The following is an 18,122-nucleotide window of genomic DNA, read 5'->3' as shown; positions in this document are numbered from 1 at the left end:
CATCATGTTGCGACGCAAACGGGTGCCCGGGGTGGCGCGCGGCCCGGCCTGGCGGCTGATGGGCGTCATCTTCGGCACCATGTTCTTCCTGATGTTCACCCCCACCAAGTGGGTGCACCACTTCGGGCTGTTCGCCGCCGTAGGAGCGGCGATGGCGGCGCTGACGACGGTGCTGGTGTCGCCGTCGGTGTTGCGCTGGTCGCGCAACCGGATGGCGTTTTTGGCGGCCGTGTTCTTCATCCTGGCGTTGTGTTTTGCGACCACCAACGGCTGGTGGTACGTGTCCAGTTACGGCGTTCCGTTCAACAGCACCATGCCGAAGATCGCTGGGATCACCGTCAGCACCTTCTTTTTCGCGCTGTTCGCGCTCGCCGCGGTGTATGCGGCGTGGTTGCACTTCGCGCCCCGCGGCAGCGGCGAAGGCCGGGTGGCACTGCTGCTGGGCAGGGCGCCGGTGGCGGTCGCGGCCGGGTTCATGGCGCTGGTGTTCGTCGCGTCGATGGGGATCGGCATTGTCCGGCAGTACCCGACCTATTCCAACGGCTGGTCGAACCTGCGGGCGTTCGTCGGTGGCTGCGGACTGGCCGACGACGTGCTCGTCGAACCGGACGCCAACGCTGGTTTCATGACGGCGGTGCCCGGCGGCCCCGATCCCTGGGGCCCATTGGGCCCCCTCGGCGGGACCGGCCCGGTTGGATTCTCACCCAACGGGGTGCCCGAACACACCGTCGCCGAGGCGATCGTGATGAAGCCCAATCAGCCCGGCACCGACTACGACTGGGACGCGCCGACGAAACTGAAGACTCCGGGCATCAACGGATCGACGGTGCCGCTGCCATATCAGCTCGATCCGGCGCGGGTGCCGCTGGCCGGTACGTACACCTCCGGTGCCCAACAGCAGAGCCGGCTGGCCTCCGCGTGGTATTTGCTGCCCAAGCCGGACGATGCGCACCCGCTCGTGGTGATCACCGCGGCGGGCAAGATCGCCGGCAACAGCGTGCTGCACCATTACACCGCCGGTCAGACCGTGGTGCTGGAGTACGCGCGGCCCGCCCCCGGCGCACTGGTGCCGGCCGGGCGGCTGGTGCCCGACGATCTGTACGGCGAGCAGCCCAAGGCTTGGCGCAACCTGCGTTTCGCCCGCGACCGGATGCCCGCCGACGCCGTCGCCGTGCGGGTGGTGGCCGAGGATCTATCGCTGACCCCCGAGGACTGGATAGCGGTGACCCCGCCGCGGGTACCGGAACTGCGCTCTTTGCAGGAGTATGTCGGTTCCACGCAACCGGTGCTGCTGGACTGGGCGGTCGGGTTGGCCTTCCCGTGTCAGCAGCCGATGCTGCACACCAACGGTGTCACCGAGATTCCGCGATTCCGGATCACACCGGACTACAACGCCAAGAAGCTGGACACCGACACCTGGGAGGACGGCACCAACGGCGGCCTGCTCGGGATCACCGACCTGCTCTTGCGCGCGCACGTGATGGCGACGTACCTGTCGCGCGACTGGGCCCGTGATTGGGGTTCGCTGCGCAAGTTCGAGACCCTCATCGACGCGCCGCCCGCGCGGTTGGAGCTGGGCGAAGCCACGCGCGGGGGGTTGTGGTCGCCGGGCCGGATCCGGATTAAGCCCTAGCGTCGACCGCGAGCGCGGCGCAGCCGGGCGCGGCGGGTCGGCGCCGTCGGGCTCAGCGGTGACCGCGAGCGCGGCGCAGCCGGGCGCGGCGGGTCGGCGCCCTAAGCCCTAGGGTCCCGGGGGCAGCGGCGGCGTCTGGTTAATGACGACACTGGCCGCGTCCAGCGCCTGCAGCTGATAGAAGCCGGCCGGCTTGTCCGGCAGCGGAATGGGCGTGTCGTAACCCGCCCATTCGACGGTGGTCACCGGTCTTAGGACGGTGCTATCCCGACCTTGCAGCAGCCGCCACCGTGCGACGGTGGTGGCGCCGTTCCAAATACCGTGTGCGGTGCGCTCATTGAGGACGAGCTGCGGCGGCAGCACCGGGTCGCCTGTCCATTCGTCGAGGAACGCGCGATAGGTCCCGTCGCTCAGCGTGGCGTCGTAAACCATGTCGCCGTTCGCACCGAACTCCGCGATGTGCCCCGCGGTGCCCCAACCGGAGAACGTATTGCCACCCGGGAGTCGTTGCAGGTTGCCCATCGCGCCGGCGCTCAGATTGCCAGGGTGCGGCTGGGCGTGGATCAGGGTGGCTTTGCGCGTCTCAAAGTCCAGGCGGATCCATTTGAGGCTGCTCGGGACGGAACCGCCGCCGGGCTGGGCCCGGCTGCCTTCGAAGTGGTTGTCGAACAACGTCAGGGTATTGGCGTCGGGCATCTCGGCGTCGTGCTGGAAGGCGAACTCGACGCCGCCGCCTAGTTCGAACGTGGAGTGCTTGCCGCCGAGTTGCCAGTTGATCGCCCCGCTGCGCGGATTGACGTTGAACACGGTCGAGATCGCCCGCATGCTGATCACCAGGTTTCCCTCGGGATCGAGCGCTATCGAGTTCATGTGGTACGGGTCGAGTACCTGTCCGGCGGTGTACTTGGCCGGCGAATCGGCGATGGGGATGTGGGTGAGCGCGTCCCAGCGAAATAGTGTCTTCTTCGCTGCCACGTCTACCACCGTGGCTACGCAGTTGTAGATGCTGCCGTCCTTGGGACCCCCGACGGCGCTGAGGTCGGCGCTGACCTCTTGATAGGACGTGATGAGGGCGTGCCCGTCGGGGGTGAGCCGGAATTCGTGGATGTCCGACGAGAGGTCGTCTCCGGGGGTCACGGTGGCGATGACGTTGTAGTGCTGGTCGGCGACGTAGCTGACGCCGATACCGTGGCTGCCCACTTTCAAGCCCTGCCACCAGGTCAGTACCGGCTTACCCTGATACGTCTGGACGCGGAGATTGCCTCCGGTTTGGCCGGGCGGCAGTTCACGCTGCCACACGATCTTGCCGCTCTTGTCGGCGATGACGAGAACCGAGGCATGCGAGTCGGCACCCGGATTGGCAGCGGTGGTGCCCGAGACGAAGAAGACGTAGCCGGGGGCACCGCCATTGTTGACGTTGACGGTGTAACCCAGCGATTGCGCCGACACCGCGGGCCGGGCGCCGCCCGGCGGCGGCGCTGCTGCCGACGGAGGCGGCACCGACTTGCCGTCGCTCGAACCACACCCGGTTATCCCGGCCGCCAACAGGGCACCCGTGGCCAAACCGACTTGACGCCGCGATACGCCGCTGGCCATCAAACTCCTTCGAGCTCCGTTGAGGACACAGCGTCCTGCAACCTGGCGCCGCTATTACATCAGCCGGGGGGACTCCGAACGGGATGAAACACTGGGTGCCATGTGGTCGACGCGCCTTGGTAGCGCCATGCTGGCGGGTATCGCATGCGTCGGGTGCACGTCGTCGCTGCCGGCCGGGCCGGGCTCGGCCACGCGCCCCAACTACGTCGCAATGGGCGATTCCTTCGCCGCGGCACCAGGCGTACCGGACCCCGCGGCGCCGCGCGGCTGCCACAAGTCGACGAACAACTATCCATCGGTGTTGGCCCGCCGTCTTGCTGCGGCCGCGTTCCACGATGTCACCTGCAGCGGAGCAACCTCCGATGACATCGTCAATCGGGAACAGCAGACCGACCACGGGCTGGTCCCGCGCCAACTCGACATGATCGGCCCTCCGACCGACCTCATCACGATCACGATCGGCGCCAACGACATCGGGCTGGCGGGTGACGCGGAATCGTGCGAGGTCAAGCGCGCCGATCCGGAGCCCTGCGCCGGCGCGTTCGTCGTCGACAACGGAACAGGCGTGGTCGACACCATTTCCAAAGCCATTGCGGCACAAGTGCCGGTGTGGGGCGCGATGATCGACCAGCTGCGCGCCAACGCACCTAGAGCACGGATCATTTTGGTGGGCTACGGAATGTTCATTCGCCCCGGCGGCTGTTTCCCCGACCAACCGCTGCTGCCCTACGACGCCAACTATCTACAGGCCAAAGTCAACGAACTCAACGATCGGCAACGGCAACTGGCGGCCGAGAAAGGTATTGAGTTTTTCGATACCCGAACCATTTCCGCGGGGCATGACATGTGCGCTCCGCCCACCGAACGATACATCCAGGGCTACGTCACCAATGACGACAGCGTTCCGCTGCACCCCACGGCTTTGGGTGCCACCGCGGTGGGCAATGCATTAACGGATTATCTCGTGTTGTCAGAAAATCGGTAAGCCTCGAATTCGCGGTAGACCAGCGACATCACGCATCCAAATTGACGCGAACGACAGATAATCGGGTCCCGGTTCGGCAGGTTTAACCGCGCGAATTCCGGTCAATAGCAACTTTGGGTCAGGGACGCAATTCCAATATCGAAATGGATGGGCATATGCGCGCGCTGACTCACTTAGGGATACCCGCCGGAGTAATAGCGGTATTGACCGCCTCGACGGTGACACTGGGAACGGGCGCCGCGTCGGCAACCGGACCAATACCTCTCAATGCCTCGCTGCGGAATTGCGATTTCAGCCTCGTCTCCACAGCCATCCAGGTACCGCATACCGCACTTGGGCGCGGCACGGCTCTAGTCCAATCGTCCGGATCAACGGTCACCGCCCAAGTGCACATGGTGGTCTCCAACGAGCCCGGCACCCACTTCGACGTCGGCCTGATACAGACACCGCGCCCGTCCTCGGCGACCTGTGGGCCCGGCGACCCCGGCACCACCTTCACCGGCTTGGACACCGACGGTTCCGGCCAGGCGACCGTGACGCTGCAGGCACCGCTGCGCGAGGGCACAACGGGCGTCTGGGTGATCGTCGAAACCGGCAACGCGCACAACCAGGCTCCGGGCGAGTTCTACACGTCGGAGTTCCAAGCGCCGGTCTAGCCCGAAAGCGCTCGCGTCTGTAATACCGTCGCTTGAATGACCGAGCCTGAATACGGGTTGGAGTCGGTAGACCGGCTGCCGTTCTCGACACCGGAGAAGGCCCAGCGCTACCAAACCGAAAACTACGGCGGGGCCGTCGGGCTCAACTGGTACCGCACGGATCCCACGCTGCAGTTCATGATGGCGTACTACTTGCAGCTCGACGAGTTGGCAGTGGTGGAACCGGAGCTGAGCCGCATCGGTGCGCTAATGGGCGGGCCGGTGGCGCGCTGGGCTGAGGAAACCGACCGCAACCCGCCACGACTGGATCGATACGACCGGTGGGGCCACGACGTCAGCCACGTCGTCATGCCGGCGTCTTTCACCCAGTCCAAACGGGCAGTACTGGACGCCCAGCAGGCGCTGCGCAATGCCTGCAACGGCGCGGGCTTCCGCTCGTCGTTCTCGATGTTCGCGTCCAACTACCTGCTCAACCAGGCCGATATCGGAATGGGCTGCGCGCTGGGCACCGGCGGGGGCATGGTTCAGTCGCTGGTGGCCGCCTATGCGCCGGCCGACGTCCGCGACCACGTACTCGCCAAGTTCGAATCCGGCGAATGGGCAGGCGAGACGGCGCAGCTGCTCACCGAGCGCACCGGCGGCTCTGACTTGGGCGCATTGGAGACGACCGCTCGCCGCAGCGGGGACAGCTGGCTACTCAACGGATTCAAGTGGTTCGCGTCGAACTGTGCCGGCCAGGCGTTCGTCGTGCTGGCCAAACCCGAGGGCGCACCCGACTCGACCCGCGGCGTCGCCAACTTCCTGGTGCTGCGCACCCGTCGGGACGGATCGCGCAACGGGGTGCGGATCCGGCGGCTCAAGGACAAACTCGGCACCCGCTCGGTCGCCTCCGGCGAGGTGGAGTTCGTCGACGCGGAGGCTTTCCTGCTCTCCGGCGAACCATCTGGCGACTCGGGGCCATCCGACGGCAAGGGCCTGGGCCGCATGATGGAACTCACCAATGCGGCGCGGCTGGGTATCGCGCTGTTCGGGCTGGCCAACGGGCGCCGCGCCCTCGTCGAATCGCTCTGCTACGCCCGACAGCGGCACGCGTCCGGTTCGGCGCTGATCGACAAGCCACTGATGCGGCGCAAGCTTGCCGAGATGATCGTGGACGTCGAAGCCGCCCAGGCACTGGTTTTCGACGGCACCGGCGCCAGCAACCACCGGCAGCCGCGTAGTCTGCGCCAGCGGATCGCAGTACCGGTCACCAAGCTCAAGGTGGCCCGGTTGGGTATCACGGCGGCTTCGGACGCCATCGAAATCCACGGCGGCAACGGCTATATCGAAACCTGGCCGGTGGCAAGGCTTTTGCGCGATGGGCAGGTCAACACCATCTGGGAGGGTCCGGACAACATCTTGTGCCTGGACGTGCGGCGCGGCATCGTGCAGAGCGCAGCTCACGAGACGCTATTAGCCCGATTGCGCGACGCGGTCTCGGTATCCGACGACGACGAATGCACCCAGCTGGTAAGCCAACGAGTTGACGACCTCGAGGCGGCGATTACCGCGTGGGGCAAGCTGGACGGCTCGGTGGCGGAGGCGCGGCTGTTCGGACTCGCGCAGTTCATGGGCGATGTGTACGCCGGTGCACTGCTGACCGAACAGGCGGCCTGGGAACGCCAGACGCGGGGCGGCGAGCGCAAGGCACTCCTCGCGCGACTGTACGTACAGCGCTACCTGGCCGATCGTGGTCCACTGCGCGGCATCGACGCCGACACCGACGAGGCGCTGGAGCACTTCGACGAACTTGTCGACGGCGCATTCATCCGTCGACTGTGAACTACGCGACGCTCCGCCGGCGGGTCGCGTCGTGAAACGCACGCTCGGCGGAAGGGGGGCCAGGCCCGCCCGCGGCTAGACCGGGATCAGGCCGTGCTTGCGGGCCAACCGCGCCCAGTTCTGCTTGTCCCGCAACAGATGCATCGACCTGCGCAGCAGCAGCCGGGTTTGGTGCGGGTCGATCACCGCGTCGATGAAGCCGCGCTCGGCGGCGGTCCACGGAATCGCCATGTTGAGGTTGTAACCCTCGATGAAGTCTTTCTTGATCTGCTGCGCCTCGGGCGTGGTCGGGTCGGGGAAGCGCTTCATCAACAGCTGCGCCGCCCCCTCGGCGCCGATCACCGCGATACGCGCGGTGGGCCAGGCGTAGTTGAAGTCGGCCGTCAGCTGCCGCGAGCCCATTACCGCGTACGCGCCGCCGTAGGACTTGCGGATGGTGATCGTCACCTTCGGCACGTCGGCCTCGACGACGGAATATAGGAACCGGCCGCCGCGCTTGATGATGCCGCGTTTCTCCTCCTCGGCACCGGGCAGGAAGCCGGGGGTGTCCACCACGAAGACCAGCGGAAGCTGGAACGAGTCGCAGAACCTGATGAATCGTGCCGCCTTGTCGGAGGCCTCATTGTCGATGGCCCCGGACAAGTGCATGGGCTGGTTGGCGATCACGCCCACCGGGCGGCCGCCGACCCGGGCGAAGCCGGTGATGATGGCCGGCCCGTGCTGGGCGGCGACGTCGAGGAAGTCGCCGTCGTCGAAGATGCGCAGCAGGATCTCGTGCATGTCGTAGGCCGCGTTGTCCGAATCCGGCACGATCGAGTCCAGTTCGAGGTCGGTCGGGGTGATCTCCGGTTCCAGTCCGGGATTGATGACCGGTGGCTCGCCGAAGCAGTTCGACGGCAAAAACGACAGGAAGTCCCGCACATACTGGAACGCCTCGGCTTCGGAATTCACCACTTGGTGGATGTTGCCGTAGCGGGCCTGCGCGTCGGAGCCGCCCAGCTCGTCGAGGGTGACGTCCTCACCGGTGACCTCGCGGATCACGTCCGGACCGGTGACGAAGAAGTAGCCCTGGTCGCGCACCGAGACGAGCAGGTCGTCCTGGATCGGCGAATAGACGGCTCCACCGGCGCACTTGCCGAAGATGAGGGAGATCTGCGGCACCACTCCGGACAGCGCTTCGTGACGTTGGCCCAGCTCGGCGTACCAGGCCAGCGAGGTGACCGCGTCCTGGATACGGGCGCCGCCGGAGTCCTGGATGCCGACGATCGGGCAGCCGACCATCGCGCACCACTCCATCAGCCGGGCAACCTTGCGACCGAACATCTCGCCGACGGTGCCCTGGAACACCGTCTGGTCGTGCGAGAACACTCCGACCGGACGGCCGTCGATCAGCGCATGTCCGGTGACGACGCCATCGCCGTACAGCGCGTTGGGGTCGCCGGGCGTCTTGCACAGCGCCCCGATCTCGAAGAAGGTGCCCGGGTCGACCAGCGCATGCACCCGGGCGCGAGCGCTCGGGATGCCTTTCTTGTCACGCTTGGCCGCGGCTTTCTCGCCGCCGGGTTCCTTGGCCAGCTCCAGCCGCGCCCGTAGCTCGGCCAGCTTCTCTGCTGTGGAATGGGGAGCCGGCTCTGTCACTAGTTGCCTACCTAACCTGTTCCGACTTGCTCAGACTCAATCTTGTCCAGCGCACCGCTCATGTGTTGGCCCACCTTGGCGATGATCGGCTCGTCGATGGCTTGAATGTGCTCGCCACCGATCGGCACGACCTCGAGGTCGGTAACGTACTCGCCCCAGCCGCCGTCCGGCTTGCGGACGGCATACCGCGGCTCGAACATGATCGCGTCGTCATGGTATCGATCGGCCATGTACAGCGTGACATGCCCATCGAACGGCTCGATCCGAGCCGTGTCGATCGCCCGGTTGTCCAGGTAGGACGTGCGCTGGTGCTCGATGATCCCGGCCGGGATCTGCACCCCGCTCTGGCTGACCGCTTCGAGCACGAAACGGACCTGACCATCGTCGTCGAGTTCCTCTAGCTGCTCGTACGGAATCGCCGGGATGGTGACGTTGAACGTCTTCTCGGCGAACTTGGCGTAGCGGTCCCAGCGCTTGCGAACCTCTTCCTTGGTCTGCGGAATCTCCTCGCCGGCCCGCACCGCGTCGATCAGTCCGACCCACCGCACGTCCTTGCCGAGCCGCTTCAACCCGATCGCGCACGCGTAGGCCAAGACGCCGCCCAGCGACCAGCCGGCCAGGATGTAGGGCCCGTCGCCCTGCATCTCGATCAGCTTCGGCACGTATTGAGCGGCGCGTTCCTCGATCGACCCCTCGACTCGCTCGAAACCGTACATCGGAGTGTCCGCCGGCAGTCGGTTGAGCAGCGGCTCGTACACGACGGTCGAGCCGCCGGCCGGGTGGAACACGAACACCGGCGTGCGCGAGCTGCCTTCCGGCCGCGCCCGCAGAGTGCGGACGAACCCGTCGATGACGCCGGCTTCCAGGTGCTCGCGCACCTTATCGGCCAGCGCCTCGATGTTCTCCGAGCTCAGCACGTCCTGCGTGGTGATCGGTCCTTCGGCGCGCTCAGAGAGCCGCTGTGCCATCTTGGCGGCCTTCTCCTCATCCAGCTTGGGCAGCGGGTTGAAGATGCCGCCCGCGGACTTGCCCGTGACGATCGCCCAGGTCGCGAAGGTGACCCGCTCGGCGGCGTCACGCGGCGGGACGTCGGAGTTGAGGGCCTTGGCCACCGCCTCCTGACTCAACGCTCCCTCGCCCAGCGCGGCTCCGTTCGAATCCGGCTTCTCACCATTGCCGGAGGGGCCAGAAGGGTCCGTCGGGGGCGGCGGAATGGCCACGTCCGACGGCGGCGGGGACGCGGTCTGGGTCTCAGGTTCCGACTGGGTCTCCGGTTCGGCCTGCGGGTCGGGCGCCGCAGCGATCACCGACGACGGCGTCGCCCCACTCAACAACTCGGCCTGCGCCCTGGCGATGTCTTCGGCCGTCTGCGTCTTCTGGTGCTCGTGCAGTGCCTCGACCTCGTCGCGGTGCTCGATGGCGTACTCGATCAGCTTTTCGACGGCATACAAGTTGGCGTCACGTACCGCCGTCAGCTGAATTGGCGGCAGGTCGAAGTCGTACTCGACGCGGTTCTTGATCCGCACCGCCATCAGCGAGTCCAGGCCCAGCTCGATCAGCGGGACCTCCCACGGCAAGTCCTCGGGCTCATAGCCCATGGCCGCCGCGACGATGGTGCCCAACCGCTCGGCAATGGTCTCTCCGGAATCCGGCGACCACCTACCGACGCTGGAGGGCAGGTAGCGGTTGGTCAGGCTGTCGGTCAGGGTTTCGGCGTCACCTTCTTCGACCGGAATCTCGGCCAGTTCGGTCACCGGCGCGCCCGCCGCGACAGCGACGGCCGTTCCCGACCCCACCGCCGCCGGCAGCACCGACTCGGTGCCGCCGCGGCTCACCAACGCGTCGTAGACCAACGTGAACGATTCGTCGATGCGAGCGTGCACCTGCACCGACGCACCACCTGGGTGCCGGGTCAACGTCGTCACCAACCGGGCACCCGGACCCGGTACCGCCCGCTGTTCGGCCGCGGTGATCTTGGCATCCGGCAGCACTCCGGTCGCGGCGGATCGAACCAGGGCGGCCAGATCGGTCTTGTCCCGAGGCGCGTACTCCCACACATGGCGACCGTCCGGCAGCGCCACGTGGTTACCCGGCATCAACACCGAACTGTCGCCGGCGAAGTGCACGTCCAGCCAGTGTTCTTTGCGCTTGAACCGGGTCGGCGGGATGTTCGCGAAGTCCTCCGGGCCCGAGCCAGGAGTGAACAGCGTCCGCACGTCCAGGTCGTGGCCGTACACGTAGAGCTGGGCCATGGTCGAGATCATCGACTCGACCTCGTCCTGCTTGCGCGCCAGCGTCGCGATCAGCTGGGCGTCATGCAGTCCGGCCGCGGCCGTCGTCAACCCGATCTGCATCAGCGCGACCGGGTTCGGCGCCAACTCCAGGAAGGTGGTGAACCCGCTGTCCACGGCGTTGCGGATGCCGTGGGTGAAGTACACCGAGTGCCGCATCCCCTTCATCCAGTACTCGACGTCGTGGATGGGCTCGCCGCCCGGCTTGACGTAGGTGCCCTCGTGCACGGTCGAGAAGATCCCGACCGACGGGGTCATCGGCTTGATGCCCTGCAGCTCGGCGGAGAACTCGCCCAGCAGCGGATCCATCTGCGAGGTGTGCCCGGCGCCCTTGGTTTGCAGCTTGCGCGCAAACTTGCCCTCGGATTCCGCGCGGGCGACGATCGCGTCGATCTGCTCGGGCGGGCCGCCGATGACGGTCTGACTCGGCGCGGCGTACACGCACACTTCGAGGCCGGGGAAGTCGGCAAACACCGTCTTGAGTTCGTCGGCGGAGTACTCGACGATCGCCATGAACCGGATGTACTCGCCGAACAGCATCGCCTCGCCCTCACCCATCAGGTGCGAGCGCGAACAGATCACCCGGGTCGCGTCTTCCAGCGACAGGCCGCCGGCGAAGTAGGCCGAGGCAGGCTCGCCGAGTGACTGGCCCACCACCGCGGCGGGTTTGGCGCCGTGATGCTTGAGCAGCTCACCCAGGGCGATCTGGATCGCGAAGATGGTGACGTTGGAGGTTTCGATGCCGTATTCGTGCGAGTCGTCCAGGATCAGCTCGAGCACCGAGTAGCCGCGCTCGTCCTGAATCAGCGCGTCGACCTTCTCGATCCAGCTGGCGAAGACCTCGTTACGCAGGTACAGGCTCTTGGCCATTTTGCGGTGCTGCGCACCGAAGCCGGCCATCGCCCATACCGGCCCGTTGGTCACCGGCCCGTCGACGCTGAACACGTTCGGCTTCTGCTTGCCCTCGGCGACGGCGCGCATGCCTTTGATGGCTTCTTCGTGGTCGCGGGCCAGCACCACGGCGCGCGAACGTCCGTGGTTACGCCGCGAGAGTGCGCGGCCGATGGATTCCAGCGACGACGCCTGACCTTCGGGGCTTTCCATCCAGTCCGCAAGCTCGGCGGCGGCCGCCTTCTTGCGCGAGGTGAGAAACGCCGAGATCACCAGTGGGTATAGGGGTGCCGGAAGTTCTTGGCCGGCAAGCTCTTCCAGCGCGGCAGCTTTGAGTGCCAGCGCTTCGTCGGTGACGCCCGGCAGTTCGTACTCTTCCTGCACCGGGGCGGATTCGTCGGAGATGATCTCGCCGTACTCGTCGAAACGCAGCGCGTGGCCTTCACCCTCATGCAGGTCGGCGCCGGCGGACACGACGGGGACCTGGGGCGCCGCTTCCGGCTCCGGTTCCCGCTCCACCACGTCGCGCGGCAGGACTTCGCGCACCACCAGGTGCGCGTTGGCGCCACCGAAGCCGAAGCTGGACACGCCGGCCAGCGCATAACCGCCGTAGCGCGGCCAGTCGCTGGCCTGGTCGATCACCTTCAGGCGCATTGCGTCGAAGTCGATGTAGGGGCTGGGACCCGCGAAGTTGATCGACGGCGGCAGCTTGTTGTGCTGCAACGCCAGCACCACCTTGGCCATGCTGGCCGCGCCGGCGGCCGATTCCAGGTGCCCGACGTTGGTCTTGACCGCGCCCAGCAGCGCCGGGCGATCGGCCGGACGGCCGCGGCCGACGACGCGCCCCAGCGCTTCGGCCTCGATCGGGTCGCCCAGGATGGTGCCGGTGCCGTGCGCCTCGATGTAGTCGACGGTGCGCGGGTCGATACCGGCATCCTTGTAGGCGCGGCGCAGCACTTCGGCCTGCGCGTCCTGGTTGGGCGCGATGAGGCCGTTGGAGCGACCGTCGTGGTTGACTGCGCTACCGGCAATGACGGCCAGGATCTGGTCGCCGTCGCGGCGGGCGTCGTCGACTCGCTTGAGCACGAGCATGCCGCCGCCCTCCGAACGGGTGTACCCGTCGGCGTCGGCAGAGAACGACTTGATCCGGCCATCCGGTGCGAGCACCGCGCCGATCTCGTCGAATCCGAGGGTGACCATCGGGGTGATGAGCGCGTTCACCCCGCCGGCCACCGCCACGTCGGCTTCGCCGTTGCGCAGTGCCTGAACGCCCTGGTGGATTGCCACCAGCGAGCTCGAGCATGCGGTGTCCAGGGTGACCGACGGGCCGCGGAAGTCGTAGAAGTACGAAACGCGGTTGGCGATGATCGAGCTGGCGGTCCCGGTGATCGCATACGGGTGGGCGACCGTCGGGTCGGAGACGGCCAGGAAGCTGTAGTCGTTGGTCGAGGCACCGACGTAGACGCCGACGGCAGCGCCGCGCAGGCTGGATGCCGGGATGCGCGCGTGCTCGAGCGCCTCCCAGGTCAACTCCAGCGCCATCCGCTGCTGCGGGTCGATGTTGTCCGCTTCGGTCTTGGCGACGGCGAAGAATTCGGAGTCGAATCCCTTGATGTCCTTGAGGTAGCCACCGCGGGTGCGGGCCTGGCTGACGCGTTCGGCGAGCCGCGGCTCTTCCAAAAACTCCGACCATCGCCCTTCGGGCAGGTCGGTAATGGCGTCGCGGCCCTCCATCAGCGCCGCCCACGTCTCGTCCGGGGAGTTCATGTCGCCGGGCAGCCGGGTGGACAGGCCGACGATCGCGATGTCGACACGCTCGGCGGGACCGTTGCGGGTCCAGTCGGCAGCTTCGGCGTCGCCGGCGTCTGCCGGCTCGGGCTCACCTTCGATGATGCGCGTCGCCAGCGACTCGATGGTCGGGTGCTGGAACGCCACCGCCACCGACAACGTGACGCCGGTCAGGTCCTCGATGTCGGCGGCCATGGCGACCGCGTCACGCGAAGCCATGCCGAGTTCGACCATCGGCACCGACTCGTCGATGTCGTCGGGCGACTTTCCGACGGCCTTGCCCACCCATTCGCGCAGCCATTTGCGCATCTCGGGGACCGTCATTTCGGTCCCCTTAGCGGGTGCGGCGGGCAAGTTCTCCTGGGAGTCTTCGTTGTCAGCCATAACTACCTTGTACTCAGTCGGATGTGGCGAAGGTCGACGGCGAGCCGACGCCGCTGCGCAGGCTGCCGTCGATATAGGCAGCACGGCAGGCCCGGCGCCCGATCTTGCCGCTGGAGGTACGAGGAATGGTTCCGGACGACACCAGCAGTACGTCACGCACCGTCACCCCGTGCCCGACGGCAATGGCCGCGCGGATGTCGTCGGCGATCGGCTGGTATTCGAGCTTGTGCGCCCCCGCAGCACGCTCGGCCACAATCACCAACTGCTCCGATCCGTCTTCCGGATCGAAACTCAGGCCAGCGTGCGGGTCGTCGAACACCTTTTGGGGCAACTGGTTCGCGGGCACGGAGAAGGCGGCGACATAACCCACCCGCAACGCCTTACTGGACTCCTGGGCGGTGAACTCGAGGTCCTGCGGGTAGTGGTTGCGACCGTCGATGATGACCAAGTCCTTGATGCGTCCCGCGATATAGAGGTGGCCGTCGTGATAAGTGCCGTAGTCGCCGGTGCGCACCCACATCCCGTCGTCGGGAGCGCCCTCGGCATGTGACTCGCCGACGCGCGACTTGAGGATGTTTTTGAAAACGTGGGCGGTCTCTTCTTCCTTGCCCCAGTAGCCGCCACCCAAGTTGTTGCCGTGCAACCAGATCTCGCCGATCTGACCGTCGGGCAGTTCGCTGGCGGAGTCGGGATCTACGATGACGGCCCATTCGTCCACGCCGATCTTGCCGGCGGAAACTTGCGCGACCGCGTTTGGCGCGTCGGCGGCCACCTCGACGAAGCGCTGCTTGTTCAGCTCCTCGCGGTCGACGTGGATGATCCGCGGTTCCTCGTCCATCGGGGTGGTCGAGACGAACAGGGTGGCCTCGGCCAGGCCATAGGACGGCTTGACCGCAGTGGGCTTCAGGCCATAGGGCTCGAATGCCGCGAAGAACTTGCGCATCGACGACGGCGACACCGGCTCGCTCCCGTTGAGGATGCCCTTGACGTTGCTCAAGTCCAGCGGCGGTTCACCCTCCTTGGGTACCCCGCGCACCGCGGCGTGCTCGAAGGCGAAGTTCGGCGCGGCCGAGAACACACCGCCGGTCTCACCCGGCTTGCGGGCGAGTTCACGAATCCACCGGCCGGGGCGCCGCACGAAGGCGGCGGGCGTCATAAAGGTGAAGCTCTGACCCAGCACCGGGGCACACAGCGCGGTGATCAGGCCCATGTCGTGGAAGAACGGCAACCAGCTCAGGCCACGGTCGCCTTCGTTGCCTTCCAGGGCAACCAGGGTCTGCAGCACATTCGTCGGCAGGTTCAAATGGCTGATCTGCACGCCGGTCGGTGTGCGCGTCGAGCCCGAGGTGTACTGCAAGTACGCGATTGTGTTCTCGTCGGCTTGCGGTTCCTGCCAGGTGCTGGCGACCTCGGTGGGCACCGCGTCGACGGCGATCACGCGCGGCCGCTGTTTCGCCGAACGGGCGCGGATGAACTTGCGCACTCCCTCGGCTGACTCGGTGGTGGTCAGGATGGTGGACGGGGCGCAGTCGTCGAGCACGGCGTGCAGGCGGCCGACGTGGCCCGGCTCGGCGGGGTCGAACAGCGGCACCGCGATGCGTCCGGAGTACAGCGCGCCGAAAAAGGCGACCAGATAGTCCAGGTTCTGCGGGCACAGGATGGCAATGCGGTCACCCGGTTCGGTGACCTGCTGTAGCCGGGCACCGACGGCGCGGTTGCGGGCGCTGAACTCCGACCAGAGGATGTCGCGCTCCACACCGTCGCGTTCGGTGGAGTAGTCCAGGAATCGGTACGCCAGTTTGTCGCCGCGGACCTTCGCCCACTTTTCGACGTGCCGGACCAGGTTGGTGTTCTGGGGGAACCTGATCTTGCCGTTCACGATGAACGGGTTGTGGTACGCCATGACGCCCTCTCTTGTCACAAAGTTCTCGGTTGTCGGCGTGAGCCGACGGGTATTCCGCTATCCGATGGCTTGTGCCATCGGGCCGACTTGAAAATCTCGAAGCCGACTAAAAGATCTACGCGCAGTCCAGCCCTTGCCCGCGCCAACGCGTGTGTGTCGGCGCCTGTAAAGACCGGTATCGACCCAACGGGTCAACCACATGCTCTTAATTTTCTCTTAATGTTAAGGGGCCGGGAGCGGCAGACCAAATCACAAGGTACGCCTGATCGCGCCCGCTACCGACGCACCCGCGGTGTGTCTGCTAGCCCAGCTAAGCCTCAGTCTGATAACAAGCTCCGCATCGTGCTCGGACGGCTCAACTGGGCGGCTCAACTGTGCTTGGGATGCGGCGCTTTTTCCAGCACACCCTGCGCCCAATTCAGTGTCCACTGGGTGGCCGAAAGGCCGTCGGAACTCCAAAAGTCGGTAGTGGCGTACAGCGCATGGACCGGCTGGCCGGCGCCTCCTGCCAGGGTATTCAGCGTGGTAGGCAGGTTGGCGGGACTGAACGCTTCCTTCGGGGCGGCGCAAATCAGGTCGCCGGCCGCACAGATCTCGTTCGTCCGATTGTTCAGGTCACCAAACCCACCCGGGCGGGCCCCGGTCATGGTCAACCCGAGCCCGGACAGCACCGGCACCTCGTGCAGGGTTATCTCGGCGCCGACGCCCGGCGGGGTGGGCGGAATGTTGTTACCCACGCCTGCTTCGCGGCGCCCGTCGGCGATCAAAGTCACACCCAGGACGAGGTCTTCGTCGACCGGTCCGAGGCCATTGCCGATGTCGCTGGCGACGTCTCCGGCGATGACCGCGCCTTGGGAGAAGCCGACAATCACATAGCTGGTCAGCGGGCACTTGTTGTTCATGTCGGTCAGCGCCTTGACCGTCGCCCGGGTGCCTTCGGCGCGGCTGTCGTTGTAGGTCATCTGGCCGTCGGCAGACAGCGGGTTACGGAACTGTGCCGTGTACGGAACGGTGTAGGTCTGCACTCGGGATTTTGCGAACTGCTGGGAGACCGGGCCCGTCACGTTGAGCAACAACGCCTTCGGAAACTGCGTCGGGTTCAGCGGGTCGTCCGTCGGCCACGATTCCCAGGTCCCCGGCACCGAGATCAACTGCACGTCCGGGCAGGAAGCGTCTTGGGAGGCGGGTCGCGGCTTCTTCGGGTGCGAACCCGTCGGGCCGGACGGCAACACACCTGGCGGCACCGCGCTCGGCGGGACGTCGCGGTGACGTAGCAGCATCACGCCGCCGATGATCACCAAGGCCACCACCAGAGCCATCGAAGCCGCCGCTATCCAGGCAAGGCGCCGATGACGCTGGCGGCGCGCGCTCTTCTTGGCCATCTTCTCCTGCTAACAGAGTCCGGTAGGGCCCGAAACGGTCCCTGGCGAATGGGCTGGGCGACACAAAGCGCACCCGACATCTAGCCTCAACATCTGGCCTGGCGCCCTAAACTCACCCGCGCAGCGCGGCCGCACCGCCTCTGCTGCACTCCCTACACGGTACCGGCCCGCCGCGGGAGGTCATCCGTCGCGCGAAACGCGCAGTGGGTCAGCGAATGGCGCCGACGATGTCGCCGGACATCGCGGCGAGCTGACCGGACCAGGAGCCCCAGCCGTTGTCGCCGCCGGCCGGGAAGTCGAAGTGCCCGTTGTGCCCGCCGACCTCGCGGTAGTGCTGGTAGAAGTTCCGGCTGTCACCCATGGCCGTATCACCGGCACCGAGCATGGCGGCGGGATTACTGGCGGCTCCGGTGGTCGGGCTCCACACCCACACCCGGGTGTTGTTCTGGGCCAACAACGCCTCGTGAATCCACGGGTCGTGCCACTTCCAACGACCCAGCTGTGGCGCTCCCCACATGCCGTTACCGTCCACGCCACCGAATTGCTGCAGCCCGGCCAGGATCGCGCCGTTGCTGGCCGTGCTCGACGGGTACAGGAACCCGGACAGCGAGCCGGCGAAGCCGAAGCGGTCGGGGTGGAAGGTAGCCAGCGCCATGGCGCCATAGCCGCCCTGAGACGCGCCTACGACGGCGTGTCCGCCGGGCGCCAGGCCCTTGTTGGCGGCCAGCCAGTCAGGCAGCTCGGAGGACAGGAACGTGTCCCACTGCTTGCTGCCGTCCTGCTCCCAGTTGGTGTACATGCTGAACGCACCGCCAGCCGGTGCCACCACCGAAATGCCCTTGCCGGCAAGGGTGTTCATCGCGTTGCCCGCCGTGACCCAGTTGCTGACATCGGGGTGGGCGTCCGCGGCGTCCAGCAGGTAGACGGCGTGCGGCCCGCCGGCCAGGAAGGCAACCGGAATGTCGCGGCCCATCGCGCCCGACGGAACCATCAGGGTTTCGTACGGCGCTGCCTTGGCGGGGGCTACCGGACCCAAAGCCCCACTTGCGGTCACTGCGCCGAACGCAACTGCCAGCATGGCAACGCACAGCAGCCGGACCAGCACCGACACACCCCTCATGTCCACCTCCATCGTGTCCGCGACAGCTAGACGA

Annotated in this window: 10 protein-coding genes; 4 read left to right on the top strand and 6 right to left on the bottom strand. The window is 66.6% G+C overall.

Translation table 11 applies throughout. From position 1 onward, the window contains the following. Positions 1 to 1,633, top strand: a 1,633-nt coding sequence (locus A5634_RS04115; RefSeq protein WP_172831611.1) for an arabinosyltransferase C-terminal domain-containing protein, incomplete at its 5' end; no start/stop codon positions are given. Positions 1,634 to 1,741: 108 nt separating this feature from the next. On the opposite strand, the gene A5634_RS04110 is transcribed toward A5634_RS04115, so the two are convergent. After that, positions 1,742 to 3,229: an arylsulfotransferase family protein gene (locus A5634_RS04110; RefSeq protein ID WP_065142810.1), complete on the bottom strand. Its 1,488-nt coding sequence runs from the start codon at positions 3,227 to 3,229 to the stop codon at positions 1,742 to 1,744. A 100-nt stretch (positions 3,230 to 3,329) separates the two neighbouring features. Between A5634_RS04110 and A5634_RS04105 the strand changes: the two genes are divergently transcribed. The 3 genes from A5634_RS04105 to A5634_RS04095 all read left to right on the top strand — a co-directional run bounded on the left by A5634_RS04105 (position 3,330) and on the right by A5634_RS04095 (position 6,691). Beyond that, a complete protein-coding gene (locus tag A5634_RS04105) occupies positions 3,330 to 4,214 on the top strand; it encodes an SGNH/GDSL hydrolase family protein (protein ID WP_081290184.1) in 885 nt (294 codons plus the stop codon). A gap of 143 nt (positions 4,215 to 4,357) precedes the next feature. Continuing rightward, complete coding sequence (locus A5634_RS04100) at positions 4,358 to 4,870, top strand: hypothetical protein (protein WP_155769349.1); 513 nt, start codon at positions 4,358 to 4,360, stop codon at positions 4,868 to 4,870. Between the two features lie 36 nt (positions 4,871 to 4,906). Next, positions 4,907 to 6,691, top strand: coding sequence for an acyl-CoA dehydrogenase family protein (locus A5634_RS04095; RefSeq protein ID WP_065142807.1), 1,785 nt, complete (start codon positions 4,907 to 4,909; stop codon positions 6,689 to 6,691). 75 nt (positions 6,692 to 6,766) lie between these two features. On the opposite strand, the gene A5634_RS04090 is transcribed toward A5634_RS04095, so the two are convergent. From A5634_RS04090 to A5634_RS04070, 5 genes are all read right to left on the bottom strand, one after another. Continuing rightward, the gene (locus A5634_RS04090; protein ID WP_065142806.1) at positions 6,767 to 8,329 is read right to left on the bottom strand and encodes an acyl-CoA carboxylase subunit beta; all 1,563 of its coding nucleotides are present in this window, start codon (positions 8,327 to 8,329) and stop codon (positions 6,767 to 6,769) included. An 11-nt stretch (positions 8,330 to 8,340) separates the two neighbouring features. Next, positions 8,341 to 13,683 (bottom strand): polyketide synthase Pks13, encoded by a 5,343-nt coding sequence (gene pks13, locus A5634_RS04085; protein WP_065142805.1) that lies wholly within the window; start codon positions 13,681 to 13,683, stop codon positions 8,341 to 8,343. A 13-nt stretch (positions 13,684 to 13,696) separates the two neighbouring features. Continuing rightward, positions 13,697 to 15,586 (bottom strand): long-chain-fatty-acid--AMP ligase FadD32, encoded by a 1,890-nt coding sequence (gene fadD32, locus A5634_RS04080; RefSeq protein ID WP_065142804.1) that lies wholly within the window; start codon positions 15,584 to 15,586, stop codon positions 13,697 to 13,699. A 368-nt stretch (positions 15,587 to 15,954) separates the two neighbouring features. Then, on the bottom strand, positions 15,955 to 16,968 hold the full coding sequence (gene culp6 / locus A5634_RS04075) for a carboxylesterase Culp6 (protein WP_065142803.1): 1,014 nt from the start codon (positions 16,966 to 16,968) through the stop codon (positions 15,955 to 15,957). Between the two features lie 208 nt (positions 16,969 to 17,176). Then, positions 17,177 to 18,088, bottom strand: coding sequence for an esterase family protein (locus tag A5634_RS04070; protein WP_065142813.1), 912 nt, complete (start codon positions 18,086 to 18,088; stop codon positions 17,177 to 17,179). Positions 18,089 to 18,122: the final 34 nt, after the last annotated feature.

The organism is Mycobacterium asiaticum, assembly GCF_001673365.1.
GTDB lineage: Bacteria > Actinomycetota > Actinomycetes > Mycobacteriales > Mycobacteriaceae > Mycobacterium > Mycobacterium asiaticum_A.
The sequence above is the reverse complement of the archived record's forward strand: the minus strand, read 5'-3'. Positions and strand labels throughout refer to the sequence as shown.

Bases quoted from the DNA above. Each gene is read 5' to 3' on its own strand.
- fadD32 (WP_065142804.1), bottom strand. From the start codon at position 15,586: ATGGCGTACCACAACCCGTTCATCGTGAACGGCAAGATCAGGTTCCCC.
- A5634_RS04100 (WP_155769349.1), top strand. From the start codon at position 4,358: ATGGATGGGCATATGCGCGCGCTGACTCACTTAGGGATACCCGCCGGA.
- A5634_RS04070 (WP_065142813.1), bottom strand. From the start codon at position 18,088: ATGAGGGGTGTGTCGGTGCTGGTCCGGCTGCTGTGCGTTGCCATGCTG.
- A5634_RS04095 (WP_065142807.1), top strand. From the start codon at position 4,907: ATGACCGAGCCTGAATACGGGTTGGAGTCGGTAGACCGGCTGCCGTTC.
- culp6 (WP_065142803.1), bottom strand. From the start codon at position 16,968: ATGGCCAAGAAGAGCGCGCGCCGCCAGCGTCATCGGCGCCTTGCCTGG.
- A5634_RS04105 (WP_081290184.1), top strand. From the start codon at position 3,330: ATGTGGTCGACGCGCCTTGGTAGCGCCATGCTGGCGGGTATCGCATGC.
- A5634_RS04110 (WP_065142810.1), bottom strand. From the start codon at position 3,229: ATGGCCAGCGGCGTATCGCGGCGTCAAGTCGGTTTGGCCACGGGTGCC.
- pks13 (WP_065142805.1), bottom strand. From the start codon at position 13,683: ATGGCTGACAACGAAGACTCCCAGGAGAACTTGCCCGCCGCACCCGCT.